Source organism: Streptomyces asoensis (assembly GCF_013085465.1).
Taxonomy (GTDB): domain Bacteria; phylum Actinomycetota; class Actinomycetes; order Streptomycetales; family Streptomycetaceae; genus Streptomyces; species Streptomyces cacaoi_A.
In genome coordinates this window covers 2,560,405-2,578,794 of sequence record NZ_CP049838.1, presented here as the reverse complement: position 1 = coordinate 2,578,794, position 18,390 = coordinate 2,560,405, and the positions used below count along the sequence as shown (strand labels likewise).

Annotated in this window: 14 protein-coding genes and 1 riboswitch; of the genes, 4 read left to right on the top strand and 10 right to left on the bottom strand. The window is 73.2% G+C overall.

The window, feature by feature from the left end:
* Positions 1-17 precede the first annotated feature (17 nt).
* Entirely contained in the window at positions 18-746 is a 729-nt protein-coding gene (locus G9272_RS11505) for a ZIP family metal transporter (protein WP_171396472.1), read from the top strand.
* A gap of 17 nt (positions 747-763) precedes the next feature.
* On the opposite strand, the gene cobI is transcribed toward G9272_RS11505, so the two are convergent.
* From cobI to G9272_RS11455, 10 genes are all read right to left on the bottom strand, one after another.
* Positions 764-1,495, bottom strand: a complete 732-nt coding sequence (cobI, locus tag G9272_RS11500; protein WP_171396471.1) for a precorrin-2 C(20)-methyltransferase — start codon at positions 1,493-1,495, stop codon at positions 764-766.
* Positions 1,492-2,949 (bottom strand): cobyrinate a,c-diamide synthase, encoded by a 1,458-nt coding sequence (locus tag G9272_RS11495; RefSeq protein WP_171396470.1) that lies wholly within the window; start codon positions 2,947-2,949, stop codon positions 1,492-1,494. Before G9272_RS11495 ends, cobI begins: the two co-directional genes overlap by 4 nt.
* 4 nt (positions 2,950-2,953) lie before the next feature.
* Positions 2,954-3,553, bottom strand: coding sequence for a cob(I)yrinic acid a,c-diamide adenosyltransferase (gene cobO / locus G9272_RS11490; RefSeq protein WP_171396469.1), 600 nt, complete (start codon positions 3,551-3,553; stop codon positions 2,954-2,956).
* Positions 3,553-5,598: a putative cobaltochelatase gene (locus G9272_RS11485; protein ID WP_171396468.1), complete on the bottom strand. Its 2,046-nt coding sequence runs from the start codon at positions 5,596-5,598 to the stop codon at positions 3,553-3,555. The genes cobO and G9272_RS11485 overlap by 1 nt, the downstream gene beginning before the upstream one ends.
* Entirely contained in the window at positions 5,595-9,251 is a 3,657-nt protein-coding gene (cobN, locus tag G9272_RS11480) for a cobaltochelatase subunit CobN (RefSeq protein ID WP_171396467.1), read from the bottom strand. Before cobN ends, G9272_RS11485 begins: the two co-directional genes overlap by 4 nt.
* Positions 9,248-10,780 (bottom strand): cobyric acid synthase, encoded by a 1,533-nt coding sequence (locus G9272_RS11475; protein ID WP_171396466.1) that lies wholly within the window; start codon positions 10,778-10,780, stop codon positions 9,248-9,250. The genes cobN and G9272_RS11475 overlap by 4 nt, the downstream gene beginning before the upstream one ends.
* On the bottom strand, positions 10,777-11,775 hold the full coding sequence (locus G9272_RS11470) for a cobalamin biosynthesis protein (RefSeq protein ID WP_171396465.1): 999 nt from the start codon (positions 11,773-11,775) through the stop codon (positions 10,777-10,779). The genes G9272_RS11475 and G9272_RS11470 overlap by 4 nt, the downstream gene beginning before the upstream one ends.
* 101 nt (positions 11,776-11,876) lie before the next feature.
* A riboswitch (cobalamin riboswitch) is annotated at positions 11,877-12,016 on the bottom strand.
* A 131-nt stretch (positions 12,017-12,147) separates the two neighbouring features.
* Positions 12,148-12,369 (bottom strand): hypothetical protein, encoded by a 222-nt coding sequence (locus G9272_RS11465; protein WP_171396464.1) that lies wholly within the window; start codon positions 12,367-12,369, stop codon positions 12,148-12,150.
* Positions 12,370-12,403: 34 nt separating this feature from the next.
* Positions 12,404-13,657, bottom strand: a complete 1,254-nt coding sequence (locus tag G9272_RS11460) for an inorganic phosphate transporter (RefSeq protein ID WP_171396463.1) — start codon at positions 13,655-13,657, stop codon at positions 12,404-12,406.
* Positions 13,658-13,810: 153 nt separating this feature from the next.
* Complete coding sequence (locus tag G9272_RS11455) at positions 13,811-14,563, bottom strand: lysozyme (RefSeq protein WP_171396462.1); 753 nt, start codon at positions 14,561-14,563, stop codon at positions 13,811-13,813.
* A gap of 205 nt (positions 14,564-14,768) precedes the next feature.
* Between G9272_RS11455 and G9272_RS11450 the strand changes: the two genes are divergently transcribed.
* The 3 genes from G9272_RS11450 to G9272_RS11440 all read left to right on the top strand — a co-directional run bounded on the left by G9272_RS11450 (position 14,769) and on the right by G9272_RS11440 (position 18,340).
* Positions 14,769-15,500 (top strand): class II aldolase/adducin family protein, encoded by a 732-nt coding sequence (locus G9272_RS11450; RefSeq protein ID WP_171396461.1) that lies wholly within the window; start codon positions 14,769-14,771, stop codon positions 15,498-15,500.
* Positions 15,501-15,563: 63 nt separating this feature from the next.
* Entirely contained in the window at positions 15,564-16,700 is a 1,137-nt protein-coding gene (locus G9272_RS11445; protein ID WP_171396460.1) for an alpha/beta hydrolase, read from the top strand.
* A gap of 203 nt (positions 16,701-16,903) precedes the next feature.
* Positions 16,904-18,340 carry a hypothetical protein gene (locus tag G9272_RS11440; RefSeq protein ID WP_171396459.1) on the top strand — a complete coding sequence of 479 codons (1,437 nt, stop codon included), beginning with the start codon at positions 16,904-16,906 and terminating at the stop codon, positions 18,338-18,340.
* Positions 18,341-18,390: the final 50 nt, after the last annotated feature.

Sequence of the window (18,390 nt, the reverse complement as noted above, 5' to 3'; positions counted from 1 at the left end):
TCGGATAGCAAGGGCCTATGGCGGTCTTCGTCGCGCTCGGCGCGTTCCTCATGACGCTGGCCGGCGGCTGGACGGCGCAGCGCGTGACCGACCGCCGCCACCTGGTGCTGGGCCTGGCCGGCGGCCTGATGCTGGGCGTCGTCGGCCTGGATCTGCTGCCGGAGGCCCTGGAGGCGGCCGGCACGGAGGTCTTCGGCGTCCCGGCCGCGCTGCTGCTCTTCGTGGCGGGCTTCCTGCTGGCCCATCTGGTGGAACGTCTGCTGGCGGTACGGCAGGCCGCGCACGGCGCCGAGGAGCACGACGGCAGGGCCCCCGAGGTCGGCCTGACGGCGGCCGCGGCCATGGTCGGCCACAGCGCCATGGACGGCGTGGCGATCGGCGCGGCCTTCCAGGTGGGCGGCGGCATGGGAACCGCAGTGGCCCTGGCGGTCATCGCCCACGACTTCGCGGACGGCTTCAACACGTACACGATCACGAGCCTGTACGGGAACGCCCGCCGCAAGGCCCTGTTCATGCTGTTCGCGGACGCGGCCGCCCCGGTCGTGGGCGCGGCCTCGACGTCCTTCGTCACCATCCCCGAGCAGCTGCTCGGCAGCTACCTGGGCTTCTTCGGCGGCGCGCTGCTGTATCTGGCGGCCGCCGAGATCCTCCCCGAGGCGCACCACGAACACCCCGCCCGCTCGACCGTGCTGTGCACGATCGCGGGTGCGGCCTTCATCTGGCTGGTGGTGGGCCTGGCGTCGTGACCGGGCGGCGGACGGACTCACAGCTTGCCGCCCCGGCCGCCCTCGCGCCGCGCGGGCGCGATGAGCGTCGAGAGATACGGCAGCGGCTCGCCGTCCAGCTCCCCGGCGGGCCGGATGGACTCCTCCGCAAGACCGAGCGCCGACCCCCACACGGCGTCCCCGATCCGCCCGGTCTCCCGCAGCGCCTCGGCGACCTCGGCGGCCTGCCGTCCGAACTTGTAGGCCACGACGGTCCCCGGCCCGGCGAGCGCGTCCTTCAGCACGGCCGAACCCGCGGTCACCGGCACCAGCGTCAACGGCTCGGTGCCCTCGGTCAGCACGGCACCCGACCGCGCCGCGAGATCCTGCATGGCGGTGATCCCCGGGACGGTCTCGATCACCACGCCGGGCACCGACTCCACGATGGTCTGCGCGAGGTAGGTGAAGGTGGAGTACACGTTGGGATCGCCGATGGTCGCGAAGGCGACGACGCCGTGCTGCCGCAGCAACGCGGCGACCCGCTCCCCGGCGGCGTCCCAGGCGGCCTCCCGCCGCGCCCGGTCGATCCGCTCGTTGAGCGCGAAGACGACCCGGACGATCTTCTCCGCCGGCACGTAGTGCAGCACGGTGGCCTCGGCCCGCCCGCGCTCCCCGCTGTCCATCACGGGCACGACGACGACCTCGGCGGCCCGCAGCGCGTTGACACCCTTGACGGTCACCAGCTCCGGATCCCCGGGACCCACCCCGACTCCGACCAGCTTGCTGCTCATGACGTCCGGCACCTCTCCACGAACCGACGGGCCACACCGGGCTCGGACGCCCAGTGCGTGTGCAGATAACTCGCGTGCACACCGCGCTCCACAAAACCTTCGACCCGCCGCGGGGCCAGCACACCCCAGGCGGGAGCCGTCCCCGAGCCGGGCTCGACGACGGTCCGATGGAACTCGTGCCCCCGCATCCGCGTCCCGGCCACGGCCAGCACACTGTCGCTCACGGCCACGGCGTCCCGATACCCGAGCGTGAGCCGCTCGCTCATCCGCGCGGTGGCGTCGAGCACCCCGCACATGGGCTGCCCGTCCAGCTCCCGGCACAGATAGAGCAGCCCGGCACACTCGGCGGCGACGGGCGCACCGGACTCCGCGAGCGCGACGACCTCCTTGCGCAGCGCCTCGTTCCCGGACAGCTCGGCGGCATACACCTCGGGAAACCCACCCCCGATGACCAGCCCACGGGTCCCTTCCGGAAGCCCCTCATCCCGAAGCGGATCGAACACGACAACCTCGGCCCCGGCGGCGCCGAGCAACTCGGCATGCTCGGCATAGGAGAAGGTGAAGGCAGCCCCACCCGCAACGGCAACCCGCACTTTCCTGTTCAGCCCGTCCGGTGATTGAGGACGAGGCCGTTCAGGCCGAAAGCGGGGGTCTGGGGGCGCAGCCCCCAGGGACGGGACGGGAAGGGGCGGCGGGGGCGAAGTACCAAGCGCCTCGGCCGCATCCCAGGCCGCACCCGACAGGCCCCCCGCGGACCGCGCCAGCGCAACCAACGCCTCAAGATCGCACCCTTGGGAAACCTGCGCCCCCATGGCCGCGACGGAGTCCACCGCAGAAGCCCGCCGCTCGGCGACCGGCACCAACCCCAGATGCCGGGACGGCGTATCCACCTGAGCCACCCGCCGCAGCACACCCAGCACCGGCACCCCGGCCGACTCGAGAGCCTCCCGCAGCAACTCCTCGTGCCGATCGGACGCGACCTTGTTCAAGATCACGCCCCCGACCCGGACCTCCGGATCCCAGGAGGCGAACCCGTGCACGAGCGCGGCCACGGACCGCGACTGCGACGACGCGTCGACGACGAGGACGACCGGCGCCCGCAGCAGCTTCGCCACGTGGGCGGTGGACGCCAGCTCACCCTCCCCGGCGGCCCCGTCGAACATCCCCATGACCCCCTCGACCACGGCGATGTCGCATCCGCGCGCGCCGTGCGCGAACAGCGGCCCCACCAGACCGGGCCCGCACAGATACGCGTCGAGGTTGCGTCCCGTCCGCCCGGTCGCGAGCGAGTGGTACCCGGGGTCGATGTAGTCCGGCCCGACCTTGTGCGGGGACACGGCGAACCCCCGCGCGGTGAGCGCGGCCATCAGCCCGGTGGCGACGGTGGTCTTGCCGCTGCCCGAGGAGGGCGCGGCGATGACCAGCCGGGGGACGGAGGACGGGGAAGTCAGCACGCTGTCACCACTCGATACCCCGCTGCCCCTTCTGGCCCGCGTCCATCGGATGCTTGACCTTGGACATGTCGGTGACGAGGTCGGCGACGTCGACGAGCTTCTCCGGCGCGTTCCGCCCGGTGATCACGACGTGCTGGTTGCCCGGCCGATGGCGCAGCACGTCGACGACCTCGTCCGTGTCGACCCAGCCCCAGTGCATCGGATACGCGAACTCGTCGAGCACGTACAGCTTGTACGTCTCGGCGGCGAGATCCCGCTTGACCTGCTCCCAGCCCTCCCGGGCCTTCTCCTCGTTGTCCATCTGGGAGTCCCGCTGGACCCAGGACCACCCCTCGCCCATCTTGTGCCAGTCGACGGAACCGCCCTCACCGGACGCCCCCAGCACGCGCAGCGCGTTCTCCTCGCCGACCTTCCACTTCGCCGACTTGACGAACTGGAACACCCCGATGGGCCACCCCTGGTTCCAGGCCCGCAGCGCGAGCCCGAAGGCGGCGGTGGACTTGCCCTTGCCGACTCCCGTGTGCACGACGACCAGCGGCCGGTTGCGTCGCTGACGCGTGGTCAGCCCGTCGTCCGGCACCACACTCGGCTGTCCCTGAGGCATTACGCGGCCCTCCTCGAAGTCCCCTGCACGTCCCTGACCAGCCCGGCGATGGAGTCCGCGCGCAACTCGTCCAGCGTCACGGCGGTACCCCCCAGCTCGCCCGCGAGCTGCCCCGCGAGCCCCAGCCGCACGGGCCCCGACTCGCAGTCGACGACCACCGACGCGATCCCCTCGGCGGCGAACAACCGTGCCGCCCGCCCGGCGAGAGCGACCGGCTCAGGGCCGCCGGTGGCCCGGCCGTCCGTCACCACGACGACCAGCGCCCGCCGTGCCGGATCCCGCAGCCGCTCGACCCGCAGCACGTCGTGCGCCTTGAGCAGCCCGGCGGCGAGCGGCGTGCGCCCGCCGGTGGGCAGCGACTCCAGCCGTACGGCGGCGGCGTCCACCGACGAGGTGGGCGGCAGCGCGACGTCCGCGGTCGTCCCCCGGAAGCTGACGAGCCCCACCTTGTCGCGCCGCTGATAGGCGTCGAGCAGCAGCGACAGCACGGCGCCCTTCACCGCGCTCATCCGCTGCCGGGCCGCCATCGACCCGGACGCGTCCACGACGAACAGCACGAGGTTCCCCTCACGCCCCTCCCGGGTCGCCTGCCGCAGATCGTCCCGGCGCACGACGAGCCCGCGCCCGGACCGCCCCCGCTCCCGCTGGTGCGGTGCGGCGGCCATCACCGTGGCGGCCAGGTGCAGCTTGGTCAGCGTGCCCCGGGGCCGCCGCGCGCCCGTCGTGCGCCCGTGCTCGGTCCGCGCCCGTGAGCGCCGTCCGGCGGCACCCTCACCGAGCCCGGGCACGCTCAGCACCTTCGTACGGAACGGCTCGGCGGCCCGTACGGGGGACTGCTCCCCGGCACCGGAACCGGCGGGCTGCGGCTCCCCGCCCTCGCCGCTCTCCGTGCTCGCGCCGCTGTCGTCCGTCTCGGGACGGGCGGCGGTGTCGTCGTCCCGCGGACCGTCACCGTCGGACGGCGGCGGCTCACCGCCGTCCCCACCGCCGGGCCCGTCGGGGTCGGAGTCGGGGTCGGGATCCTCGTCGTCCGAGCCGGCGAACTCCTCCAGCGTCTCGTCGAGCTTGTCCTCGTCGATTCCCGGCGCGTCGAAGGGGTTGCGGCGCCGGCGGTGCGGCAGCGCCAGCAGCGCCGCCTGCCGTACGTCCTCCGCGAGCACGTCCGTGCGCCCGGCCCAGGCGGCCAGCGCGGTGGCCGTCCGCGCCATCACGATGTCGGCCCGCATACCGTCCACCTCGAACGCGGCGCAGGTCGCCGCGATCTGGCGCAGCGCCCCGTCGCCCAGCCGCACCGACGGCAACAGCTTCCGCGCGGCCACGATCCGCCCGCGTACGGCGCTCTCCTCGTCCGCCCACCGCTCGGCGAAACCGGCCGGATCGTCGTCGTGTGCGAGCCTGCGCCGTACGACCTCCACCCGCTGGTCGGGCTCGCGCGAGGCGGCCACCTCCACCGTCAGGCCGAACCGGTCGAGCAACTGCGGCCGCAGCTCGCCCTCCTCGGGGTTCATCGTCCCGACGAGCAGGAACCGCGCCGCGTGGCGCACGGAGACACCCTCGCGCTCCACGTACGAGGCACCCATCGCGGCCGCGTCGAGCAGCAGGTCGACGAGGTGGTCGTGGAGGAGGTTGACCTCGTCGACGTACAGGATCCCGCGGTGCGCGTCCGCGAGGAGGCCCGGCTCGAAGGCCTTGACGCCCTCGGCGAGCGCCCGCTCGATGTCGAGGGCGCCGACCAGCCGGTCCTCGGAGGCGCCGACGGGCAGTTCGACCATCCGGGCCGGCCGGGTCTCGAACGCCCCCGGCTCGTGCGGCCCGTCCGGGCAGGCGGGGTCGGGGGAGTCGGGGTCGCAGGAGAACCGGCAGCCGGAGACCACGTCCAGGGTGGGCATGAGCGCCGCGAGGGCGCGGACGGCCGTGGACTTGGCGGTGCCCTTCTCACCACGGACCAGCACCCCGCCCACCGCCGGAGAGACGGCGTTCAGCAGCAGCGCGAGCCGCAGGTCGTCCTGGCCGACGACGGCCGTGAACGGGAAAGGAGTACTCACTTCTCGTCGCCCTCCAAGTCGCCTTCCAGCTCCAGATAGGTGGCGCGCAGCCGCTCGATCGTGTCGGCGTCCGGCTCGGCCCACAGTCCGCGTTCGGCGGCTTCGAGGAGCCGCTCGGTGATGCCCCGCAGGGCCCACGGGTTGGACTTCTTCATGAAGTCCCGGTTCTCCGCGTCGAAGACGTACTCGGCGCTGAGTTTCTCGTACATCCAGTCGTCGACGACTCCGGCGGTGGCGTCGTACCCGAAGAGGTAGTCGACGGTCGCCGCCATCTCGAAGGCGCCCTTGTAGCCGTGCCGGCGCATGGCCGCCATCCAGCGCGGGTTGACCACCCGGGCCCGGAACACGCGATGCGTCTCCTCGCCGAGCGTTCGCGTCTTCACCTGGTCCGGTGTCGCGGAATCACCCACGTACGCCTCGGGGTTGGCGCCCGTCAGGTGCCGCACCATGGCGACCATGCCACCGTGGTACTGGAAGTAGTCGTCGGCGTCGACGAGGTCGTGCTCGCGGGTGTCCACGTTCTTGGCCGCGACGGCGATCCGCTTGAACGCCGTCTCCATGTCCCCGCGCGCCGCCCGCCCGTCGAGCCCGCGCCCGTAGGCGTAGCCGCCCCAGACGGCGTACACCTCGGCGAGGTCCGCGTCCGAGCGCCAGTTGCGGGCGTCGATCAGCGGCAGCAGCCCCGCCCCGTAGGCCCCCGGCTTGGAGCCGAAGATCCGGGCCGTCGCACGGCGCCGGTCGCCGTGCGCGGCGGCGTCCTCGTCCACGTGGGCGCGCACGAAGTTGGACTCGGCGGGCTCGGCCAGCTCGGCCACAGCCCGCACCGCGTCGTCGATCAGCCCCACCACGTGCGGGAACGCGTCCCGGAAGAACCCGGAGATGCGGACCGTCACGTCGATGCGCGGCCGGCCCAGCTCGTCCAGGGGCACGACCTCGAAGCCCGTCACCCGGCGCGAGGCGTCGTCCCACACCGGACGGCAGCCGAGCAGCGCCAGGATCTCGGCGATGTCGTCGCCCTGCGTGCGCATCGCGGACGTGCCCCAGACCGTGAGGCCGACGGACTTCGGGTACTCGCCCGTGTCCTGGAGGTACCGCTGCACGAGGGAGTCGGCGAGAGCCTGCCCGACCTCCCAACTCAGCCTGGAGGGAATGGCCTTGGGGTCGACCGAGTAGAAGTTCCGCCCGGTCGGCAGGACGTTGACCAGCCCCCGCGTCGGAGAGCCCGACGGACCGGCCGGGACGTAACCGCCGTCCAGCGCCTTGAGGATGTGCCCGATCTCGTCGGTGGTCCGCTCCAGCCGCGGTACGACCTCCGTGCACGCGAACTCCAGCACCGCGACGGCGTCCGGGAGTTCGGTGCCCAGGACCTCACGGACGAGCGCCCGGCTCCCGTCGACCGCCCATCCGCGCTCCTCCGCGCCCTCCGCGATCCGCCGGCACAGCTGCTCCAGCAGGTCGATGGCGTCGGCGCCGGTACGGGAGGGGCCCTCGACGAGATCCGTCAGCTCGACCGGCACCTTCACGGGCGCACCCGGCTCGGCGAGCAGCTCCTTCTCGACCAGCCCGAAGTGCGTGGCCAGCGCGGCCCGCAGCCCGGGCAGCGCGTTCGCCTGTCCGCCCCACACCTGCGAGGCGCGCAGCACGGCCAGTACGAGGTTCACCCGCGCCTCGCCGACCGGGCCGCCGCCGAGGATGTGCAGCCCGTCCCTGATCTGCACGTCCTTGATCTCGCACAGATAGCCGTCGATGTGCATGACGAACTCGTCGAACGCGTCGTCGTCCGGCTGGTCGTCGACGTGCAGGTCGTGGTGCAGCTCGGCCGCCTTGACCAGCGTCCAGATCTGCGCGCGCACAGCCGGCGCCTTCGTCGGATCCAGGTCGGAGACGAGCGCGTACTCGTCGAGGAGCTGCTCCAGCTTGGCCAGGTCGCCGTAGGTGTCGGCGCGTGCCATCGGCGGCACGAGATGGTCGACGACGGTGGCGTGCCCGCGCCGCTTGGCCTGGGTGCCCTCGCCGGGGTCGTTGACGATGAACGGGTAGACGAGCGGCAGATCCCCGAGGACGGCGTCCGGGGCACAGCCCCCGCTCAGCCCGAGCCCCTTGCCCGGCAGCCACTCCATCGTGCCGTGCTTGCCCATGTGCACGACGGCGTCGGCGCCGAAACTGTTCTCCAGCCACCGGTAGGCCGCCATGTAGTGGTGCGACGGCGGCATGTCGGGGTCGTGGTAGATCGCGATCGGGTTCTCGCCGAAGCCGCGCGGCGGCTGGATCATCACGACGACGTTCCCGAACTGGAGGGAGGCCAGCACGACGTCGTCCCCGTCGACGTACAGCGAACCCGGCGGCTCGCCCCACGCCTGAAGCATGCCGTCGCGCAGCCCGGGGTCGAGCTTGTCGAACCACGCCCGGTAGTCGGCCAGCGGGACCCGGGCGGGCGCGGCGGCCAGCTGCTCCTCGGTGAGCCATTCGACGTCGTGGCCACCGGCGTTGATGAGCCGGTGGATCAGCTCGTCGCCGTTGTCCGGATGCCCCTGGACCCCGTATCCGGCGTCCCGCAGCGCGTCCAGGACCCGGATGGCCGACGCGGGGGTGTCGAGGCCGACCGCGTTGCCGACCCGCGAGTGCTTGGTCGGGTAGGCGGTGAAGACGAGCGCGAGCTTCTTCTCGCTGTTCGGCTTGTACCGCAACCGGGCGTGCCGTACGGCGATTCCGGCGACGCGTCCGGCCCGCTCGGGATCGGCGATGTACACCGGCACGTCGTCCGGGCCCTGCTCCTTGAAGGAGAAGGGGACCGTGATGATCCGCCCGTCGAACTCCGGGATGGCGACCTGCATCGCCGCGTCCATGGGGGACAGGGCGGCGTCGGACTCGTCCCAGGCGGCCTTCGACGAGGTGAGGCACAGCCCTTGCAGCACGGGGACGTCGAGCTCGGCGAGCGCGCCGATGTCCCAGGCCTCCTCGTCCCCGCCCGCCGAGGCCTGCGAGGCGTGCGCGCCGCCGGCGGCGAGGACGGTGGCGACGAGGGTGTCGGTCCGCCCGAGGATCTCGTACAGCCCCGGGTCCGCCCCGCGCAGCGAACCGCAGTACACGGGGAGGGCGTTGGCACCGCGTGCCTCGACGGCGTCGCACAGCGTGTCCACGAAGGCGGTGTTGCCGCTCAGTTCGTGCGCCCGGTAGAAGAGCACCCCGATGGTCGGCCGCCCCTCGACGAAGGCACGCTCGCCATGGACGCCGTACTCGGGCATCTTCTGCGGCTCGACGAAACCCTCACCGGTCAGCAGCACGGTGTCGGAGAGGAACCGGGCCAGCTCGGTCAGGTTGGCCGGCCCGCCCTCGACGAGATACCGCAGCGCCTCCGCCACCACACCGGCGGGCACGGACGACTCGGCCATCAGCTCCGCGTCGGGCACGGTCTCGCCGCCCAGCAGCACGGTGGGCACGCCGGACGCCTTGAGCGCGGCGAGCCCGTCCTCCCAGGCACGCTTGCCGCCGAGCAGCCGGACGACCGCGATGTCGGCGCCGTCGAGGAGCGCGGGGAGTTCCCCGGCGACGTCCACCCGGGTGGGGTTGCCGATCCGGTACGCGGCGCCGGAAGCGGCCCGGGCCGCCAGCAGATCGGTGTCGGCGGTCGACAACAACAACACTGTGCTCATGCGGGCGCTCCCGGTGGAATGAAAGGCAGTCCTTGCGGCGCGCCCGACTCGATGAGCCGCCAGAGCGCGTCGGTGTCCGCGTGCTGTTCGATCAGGTCGCCGAGCCGGTCGAGCTGCTCCTCGCGCAGCCCGGCGAACGAGGTGTCGGCGGCGGGCACGAAACGACGGCCCGCGGCGGCCGCCACCTCGCGCAGGAAGGCCCGCCGGAATCCGTCGGACTCCAGTGAGCCGTGCCAGTGCGTGCCCCAGGTCTGTCCGACCCGGCAGCCGTCCAGGCTGTGTCCGTCGTCATCGGAGATGAACGCCTCGCCCCCCTGGACATCGGCGACCCCGTGATGGATCTCGTACCCCTCGACCCGCTCGCCGAGGGCTTCGCCCACCGGCCGGGTGAGGGTCTTCTCGCGGGCGAACCGCACCCGGACCGGGAGGACTCCGAGGCCCTCCACCTGTCCGAGCCGGCTCTCGACCTCGTCCTCGATGTGCTCGCCGAGGAGCTGGAAGCCACCGCAGATGCCGAGGACGGGCCGCTGCTCGGCGGCCCTGCGGAGGATGGCCTCGGCCAATCCCCGCTCGCGGAGCCACTCCAGGGCGCGCACGGTCCCCCGGGTCCCCGGAATCACCACCAGGTCGGCGTCGGCCAGTTCCTCCGGCCGGTCCACGAACCGCACGACGACGCCGGGTTCGGCGGCCAGCGCGTCCACGTCCGTGAAGTTGGACATGAGCGGGACGGCGCAGACGGCGACCCGCAGCACGTCCTCGCCGACGGGCGGGGCGGTGTTCGACTCCCGCACGGTCCCGCGCAGCGAGACCCGCAGCCCGTCCTCCTCGTCGATCCCGAGCCCGTGCCGGAACGGCAGCACGCCGTACGTCCGCCGCCCGGTGAGCCCGTGCAGCATGTCCAGGCCCGGCTCCAGCAGGGAGACGTCTCCCCGGAACTTGTTGACCAGGAACCCGGCGACCAGCTCCTGGTCCTCGGGCGAGAGCAGGGCGACGGTGCCGAAGAAGGAGGCGAAGACGCCCCCGCGGTCGATGTCGCCGACCACGAGCACGGGCAGCCGCGCGCCCCGCGCGATCCCCATGTTCACGATGTCGGTCCGCCGCAGATTGATCTCGGCCGGACTGCCCGCCCCCTCACAGATCACCGCGTCATACGTGCCCCGCAACTCGGCGAGGCAGTCGAGAACGGTTCCGAGGAGTTTCTGCTGCCGCCCCCCGTGATACCCACGGGCGCTCATCTCGCCCACCGGCTTGCCGAGGAGCACGACCTGACTGCTCTGCTCACCGCCCGGCTTGAGCAGCACGGGGTTCATCAGCGCGGTCGGCTCCACCCGGCAGGCCTGGGCCTGCATGGCCTGGGCCCGCCCGATCTCGGCGCCCTCCGTCGTCACGAACGAGTTGAGGGACATGTTCTGCGCCTTGAAGGGCGCGACCTTCACCCCCTGCCGCACCAGCCACCGGCAGATCCCGGCCGTGACGACGCTCTTACCGGCGTCGGAGGTGGTGCCGGCGACGAGGAGACCCCCGCTCATGTCGTACGCCCCTTCAGCTGGTTCCCCTGGTTTCCCTGGTTCCTCTGACTCCTCGCGACGACGCTCGTGGCGACGAGGCGCGCGGCGACCGTGACGCCGAGCGCGAGCAGACCGACGCGGCGGGAGAGCCGCGCGGCACGTTCGATGTCCCGCGCGACGACGGGCCGCCCGGCCGCGCCGTTCAGCACGGGCCGTTGCTCGACCCGCCCGCCGTACGACAGGGTCCCGCCCAGCCGCACCCCGAGGGCGCCCGCGAAGGACGCCTCCACCGGCCCGGCGTTGGGGCTCGGATGCCGGTGGGCGTCGGCCCGCCAGGCCCGTACGGCGCCCCGCGGATCGTCCCCCGCGACGGCGGCGAGCACGGCGGTCAGCCGGGCTCCCGGCCATCCGGCGACGTCGTCGAGCCGGGCGGCGGCCCAGCCGTAGCGCAGATACCTCGGCGACCGGTGACCGACCATGGCGTCCAGGGTGTTGACGGCCCGGAACCCGACCAGGCCCGGCACCCCGCCCACGGCGCCCCACACCAGCGCCCCCACGACGGCGTCGGAGGTGTTCTCGGCGACGGACTCCACGACCGCCCGGGCGATCCCGTCGGCGTCCAGCGCCTGCGGATCCCGCCCGCACAGATGCGGCAGCCGCTCCCGGGCGGCCTCGACGTCCCCCGCGTCGAGCGCCCGCCCGACGGCCCGGGCCTCACGGACCAGGGAACTGCCCCCGACGACGGCCCAGGTGGCGGCGGAGACGAGAGCGACGGTAGCGGCGGGGGAACGGCGTACGGCCTGCTCGGCGACGGCCCCCAGGGCCACGGCCCCGCCGGCGCACACGACGGCGTGCAGGGCACCGCGTCCCCGGTGGTCCCGCCACAGCAGCCGTTCGACGGCACCGGCGGCCCGCCCGAACGCGGCGACGGGATGCCCTCGGCGCGGATCGCCGAGCAGCAGGTCGCCCAGAAGGCCGGTGGCGGCGCCGTACGCGTAGAGGCGATCGGCACGCATCGGCTCAGCCGGCCGTGGGGTCGGGAAGCGACCTGGTGTTGTACCTCAACGGCCGAGCGAGCATGGCGATATGTCCTCACTCAGGGTGTCCACGCCCTGGTTCGACGAGACCGGCGGCGAGAGTTCCTGGCTCCCGGGGGTTTCTACCCCGGTGACAGTGGCGGGACCGCGCCGGATTCGCACCGGCTTCCTCTTCTGCCGCCGTACATGGCTCGGGCAGTCCACCACGGCCCGCAAGAGCCGTCAACTTGCTGTTGACCTGCGAGGCTGGAGTGTGCAGAACCCCACACAGGGCCGGGCGACGGGGCCGCGAACGACAAGGGGTGCGGGACGGTGTTCCGTCCCGCACCCCTGGGGTGTTCGGATGGTGCGTCAGGCGACGATCAGTGAGATCCCGTACGCCACCGCCGCCGCACAGGCCGCGAAGCACGCGTACGCGCCGGTCACCGCGAGGGTGGCCGAGTCGCCCTGCGCCGACGCGCGTTCCTGCCGCGACAGGCCCATGACGCCGAGGGTGAACAGGGCGACGAGGCCTACGGTGACCACGAGGCTGACGCCGAAGACGGAACCCAGGGCTGCCCAGTCGATCTTCATGCTGCTTCTCTTCCTTCGTACCGGGTGCGCGGGCTCAGACGGTCGCGGCCGGGGGAGCGGCGGGGGTCGCCGGCTCCGCGGCCGGGGCGGGGATCGTGGCCGTCAGGTCCGTGAGGTCCTCGGCCAGGGTGCCCGCGGGCGGCGGGGTGACGGCGGCGATCGCCGCCGTGACGACGCCCGCCGGCTCCTCGGGCTCGTTGACGTTCGAGGCGTCGACGACCTCGCGCCGGGAGATCTTCCAGATGGCCGCGCTGGAGGCGATCAGGAAGACCGCGACGAGGGCCGTGCCCCAGTCGCCCAGGCCGGTGACGGACTCGGCGAGCGCGCCCACCAGGGCGGCGGCCGGGAGCGTCAGGCCCCAGGCGACGAACATCCGGGTCGCCGTCGACCAGCGGACCACACCGCCCTTGCGGCCCAGTCCCGCGCCCATCACCGCACCGGAGACCGAGTGGGTGGTGGAGAGGGAGAAGCCGAGGTGCGAGGAGGCCAGGATGACCGTGGCCGCGCTGGTCTGGGCGGCGAAGCCCTGCTGCGGCTGGAGGTCGGTCAGACCCTTGCCCATGGTGCGGATGATGCGCCAGCCGCCGAGGTAGGTGCCGAGCGCGATGGCCAGGCCGGCGGAGAGGATGACCCAGGTGGGCGGGTCGGAGTCGGGGGCCACGGCACCGCCGGCCACCAGGGCCAGGGTGATGATGCCCATCGTCTTCTGCGCGTCGTTGGTGCCGTGGGCGAGGGAGACCAGGCCGGCCGAGGCGATCTGGCCCGCGCGGTAGCCCTTGGCCGCCGCCTTGCCGTCGGCCTTCTTGCCGAGGGTGTAGGACAGGCGGGTCGCGAGCATCGCCGCGACGCCCGCGACGATCGGTGCCGCGATCGCCGGGATCAGCACCTTGGTGACCAGGGCGTCACCGTGCACCGCGCCCATGCCGGCCGAGGCGATGGTGGCGCCGATCAGACCGCCCATCAGGGCGTGCGAGGAACTGGAGGGCAGGCCCACCAGCCAGGTCAGCAGGTTCCAGAGGATCGCGCCGACCAGGGCGGCGAAGATGACCTCGGGACGGATGCCGGTCTCGTCGACGAGACCCTTGGAGATCGTGTTGGCGACCTCCACCGAGAGGAAAGCTCCCACAAGGTTCAGCGCGGCGGACATGGCCACCGCAACCTTGGGCTTGAGTGCACCGGTCGAGATGGTGGTGGCCATCGCGTTGGCGGTGTCGTGGAAACCGTTCGTGAAATCGAACGCGAGTGCGGTTACTACCACAATCGCGAGGATCAGCGAGAAGTTTTCCATTTACCCAGGCAATCGTTCGAAGTCATTGGCGCGTTGACCGTAAGCAATCTGGGTGAACGGAAGATGAACTGGGGAGGGCATCCGGGTGTCTGTGCGAAGGGGTCGGAGCGGTCTTCCGTCGCGGCGCCGGGACCGGGGTCAAGCGCCGTACGGTCACCGGTCTTTGGCGAGCCTGCGCAGCTGCGTCCCGGAGCCGTTGAAGAGATTCTGGTCACCCGGCAAACTGCCGCTGTCTGCGTACTGCCAGAAGGTCCACGTCGGCCATCCGGCGGGCAGTGTCCCGGCGTCGGACGCCCGGTGACGGGCGATCCACAGGGCGTGATCCGCGGCGAAGGCGTCGCTGCCGCCCGTGCAGAGATTCCACCAGTGGGTCGTCGTGTAGATCACCGGGCGACGGCCGGTGAGCCGGTGCACCTCGTCGCTGAAGGCCCTGATCCACGCGACCATCCGGGCCTTCGTCAGGCCGTAGCACCGGCGCCCCCGGTCGTAGGGGTTGTACTCGACGTCGAGGGCCGGCGGCAGGGTGCGGCCGTCGGTGCTCCAGTCGCCGCCATTGTGTACGAAATGCGCGGCCTGCTCCTTGCCCGAACCCCTGTCCGGCAGGGCGAAGTGGTATGCGCCGCGGAACAGTCCGGCGGCACCGGCCCCGTCGTACTGCGCGGCGAAGTAGGGATTGCGGTAGGCGGTGGACTCGGTCGCCTTGACGTAGACGAATCTCGCCCCCGCGGCCTTCGCCCTCGTCCAGTCGACGGTCCTCTGGTGGGACGAGATGTCGTGCCCCTTCGGCGGCTCGGCCGCGTGGGCGGGATGCTGCGCGAGCGCGGTGCCCGCCGCGGCGAGCGCCACGGCGCAGGCCGCCCAGGCGCGGCCGCGGCGACGCGGTGACGGAGTGTGGGCGCGGGCCATGATTCCCCCCGGAACGACGGCGTGCACGTGAGCGGTCCAGAGGCTAGGGGAAGGTCCACAGGCATCGGTGAATGCCGGTCGATCTCCGGCCAATCACCTCAAGAGGGTGATGTATGCCGATATGCGGTCTTTCGGAGGCGCGGATTCCGGCCTGGAGTGCCCGCGCCCGGCGGCGGCCCCCGGTACCTGCTGGCAGGATCGCGGCATGGCTGAGCAGCGACGCGAGCAGGGGGACGCCCGGGGTCACCGGGACGGCGTACAGGACGTGGCGGAGCGGCGGGGGAGGCATGCGGTCCTCGAGGAGGCGCGGGCCTGGGAGGCGCTCGTGACGGCGGCCCGCCGCACCGTGACCGACGGACTGGTCGTCGGCACCTCCGGCAACGTCTCCGTGCGCGTCGGCGACACCGTGCTGGTCACACCGTCGGGCGTACCCTACGAGCGGCTCACCCCGGACGACGTCACGGGCGTCGACCTCACCGGCCGACAGGTGCTCGGCACCCTGCGCCCGACGAGCGAACTGCCCATGCACCTCGCCGTCTACCGCACCACGGACGCCGGGGCGGTCGTCCACACCCACGCCGTGCACGCGACCGCCGTCTCGACCCTCGTCACGGAGCTTCCCCACGTCCACTACATGGCGGGCGCGCTCGGCGGACCGGTCCGGGTCGCCCCCTATGCGACGTACGGCACCGAGGAGTTGGCCGAGAACATGCTCCGCGCTCTCGTCGACCGCAGCGGCTGTCTCCTACGCAACCACGGCACCCTCACCCACGGCACCACCCTCGACCAGGCCTACGACCGGACGGCCCAGCTGGAGTGGATGTGCCGCCTGTGGCTGACGGCCTCGTCCGTACCCGGCCTGAACCCCACGCTCCTGACGGAGGAACAGGTCGCGGAGGCGGGCGAGCGACTGCGCGGGTACGGGCAGCGGGAGTGACCCGCCGTCCCCCGACCGGCTCCACCACTGGCCGGGAGGAGGGCGGGCCAGGACACTGGACGGGTGCGCACTGTCAAAGCGACGGCCGCCGCCGTCACCGCAGCCCTGGCCGCCGGCGCCGTCAGTGTCGCCGCCGGCCGAATGGCCAGCGACGCCGCGCTGAAGGCGCCGCCCGGCCGGCCCCTGCCCACCGAACCCCGGCTCACCGTGCACGGCACGGCCGCCGGCCGGATCACCCTCACCCGTGACCTGGCCGCCCTGCGCCCCGGCACCTATGGCCTCTCCGGCAACGGCTCCCACGCGGTCGTGGGCCCCGTCCTGCCCGCCGCCCCACACTCCGCCGACACCGTCGTGCGCCGCCTGGAGCGGGTCACCCACGGCACCCTGAGCCGCGGCGACGCGGTCTGGCTCACCCCCAACCTGTATGTCGGCAACCCCGGCAGCGCCCTCGGTCTCGACCACGCCGACATCGACATCCCCGGCGAGCTGGGCAACCTGCCCGCCTGGTTCGTGCCCGGCCCGCGCCGCACCTGGGTGATCGCCGTGCACGGCCTGGGCGCCACCCGGGAACACGCCCTGAACCTCATGGGCTTCCTGCACCACCGCCGCTTCCCTGTCCTCGCCCTCGCCCATCGCGGCGACCTCGGCGCGCCCCGCTCCCCGGACGGTCTGAACCATCTCGGCGAGACCGAGTGGCGCGACCTGGACGCGGCGATGCGGTACGCCGTGCGCTACGGCGCCGAACGCGTCGTGCTGCTCGGCTGGTCCACCGGCGCGACCATGGCCCTGCGGGCCGCCGCCGACTCGGGGCTGCGCGATCTCGTCTCCGGGCTGGTGCTGGACTCCCCGGTCCTGGACTGGCGGACGACGGTGCGCGCCCTCGCCGCCGCCCGGCGCACCCCGGGCGCGCTGCTGCCGCTCGCCGTCCGCGCCGCCGAGGGCCGCACCGGCCTGCACGCCGGCCCCGGCGGCCACGGTCACGCGGCCGCCGATCCGGACCGGCTGAGGGTCCCGACCCTCGTCCTGCACGGCCCCGACGACACCGTCGCCCCCTGGGGCGCCTCCCGCCGTCTCGCCCGCCTCCGCCCCGAGCTGGTCACCCTGCACACCGTCCCGCACGCCCCGCACGGCGCCATGTGGAATCCCGACCCCGCGGCCTACGAGGAGGCCCTGCGCCGCTTCCTGACCCCGCTGATGTGACCAGTGATGTGACGCGCTGATGCGACCCGCTCAGGTGCGCTCCGACAGGCGGCCGGAACGGTGTCGCTGGTTCCGTTTAAGCCCGTACCACTGGCCTGAAGGCGCCTCCCCGCCCGTCACGGAACCCCGTGCCTTGGCCAGTCCCGTAGCCCGCCGTGACATTCCGTTTGGGTTTTCGGACCGTCAACCGGAAGACTGCACCCGTGACGTCCCGTATCCCGCGCGACTCCAGGCTTCGACTCGTCCGCCCGCGACCCCTGGCCGCCGCCCCCTCAGCTGTGAACGAGCGGCGCCTGCGCCGCCCCGCACCCCGCCCGCCGGAGGGCACCCCGGCCCCCGCGGAGCTGGCCAGAATGGCGCGCTCCGGACTGGCCGCCGCGGCCCGTGTCGCCCGCTGGGCCGACAACGCCCTCGGCCCCGGCCGAGACGCCGCCACGACCGACGGCAAGGCCACCCTCTCCGACGTGACCGCCGAACGGGCCGCCAGTGATCTGGGCCTGACCACGGACCGGATCCGCGCCGACTGGGACACCGCCCGTCTCGCCGGCCTCGTCGAGGTGCACGGCGACAGCGCCCGCCCCGGCTGGCGGCTGCGCGCCTGGAACCGCGACGACAGCGCCGTCCTGCGCGGCTGGGTCGCCCTGTTCGACGCCTGGTCGCTCGCCTCCCCGGAACCCGGGGACCAGGAGCCCGCCGCCGTCGCCGAGGTCGTCTCGGCCATGCCCCAGGTGCTCTCCTTCCTCCAGCTCTCCGCCGGGCCCGTCCCCGTGGAGCAGCTGCTCGACCTGCTGCGCCAGCGGGTCACCGAACTGCGCACCGAGCGCTGCGAGGTGCCCTACGGTGCCGGCTCGGAACCCGCGACCCCCCTCGCCCCGGTCCTCTCCGCCGACGCCGACCCGGCGGAGCCCGCCCAGGACGCCGAACTCGTCCCCCTTCTCGACTGGGCCCTGCATGCCCTCGCCGCCGTGGGCGCTCTCACCTACGGCGCCGGCCAGGCCACGCTCACGCCGCTGGGCAGCTGGGCGGTCTGGGTCAAGCTGGAGCAGATCTGCGTCGCCGCGCAGAGCCCCGCCGGCAACATCGAGCAGTCGGCCGAGGCCATGCTCCGCGGCTGCGCCCAGCTGCGCCCGAACGCGGCCCGCGCCGAGTACCGCGCCTGGCTCGCCGCCCGGACCGTCGGCAGCGCCGTCGCCGAGCTGCTGTTCGCCGCCCGCGGCGACGACGCCCTGCTGCGCGGCCTCGCCTTCGAGGCGCTGCGCGTCGTCGGCGCCCCCGCCGAGCCCGATGTCCGCGCGGTCGTCGACGAACCGGCCCTGCGGCCGTACGCGCTGCTGTGGCTCGCCGAGCACGACGGCGTCGACCCGGAGGACGCCCACGAGGTGCTCACCCGGCGGGAGGCCACCTGGCTGTGGGTCGACACCGCCGCGGCCGTCGCCGACCACGGGGAGGCGCCGATGCTCGTACGCCACCTGGAGTCCGCGCTCCAGCCGACCGTCCCCGCCCTGCTGACCGAGGTGCGCGCCGTCGGGCATCCGCGCACCGTGCAGGTGCTGGTGGCGCTCGCCGCCGCGCACCCCGACCCGGCGCTGGCCAAGGCCGTCCGCCGGGCCGCCTTCCAGGTGCACACCGGGGGCAGCTGAACGAGCCCGGCACGGGATCCCCAGGGGCTCCGCGTGGGCCCCGCGCGGGT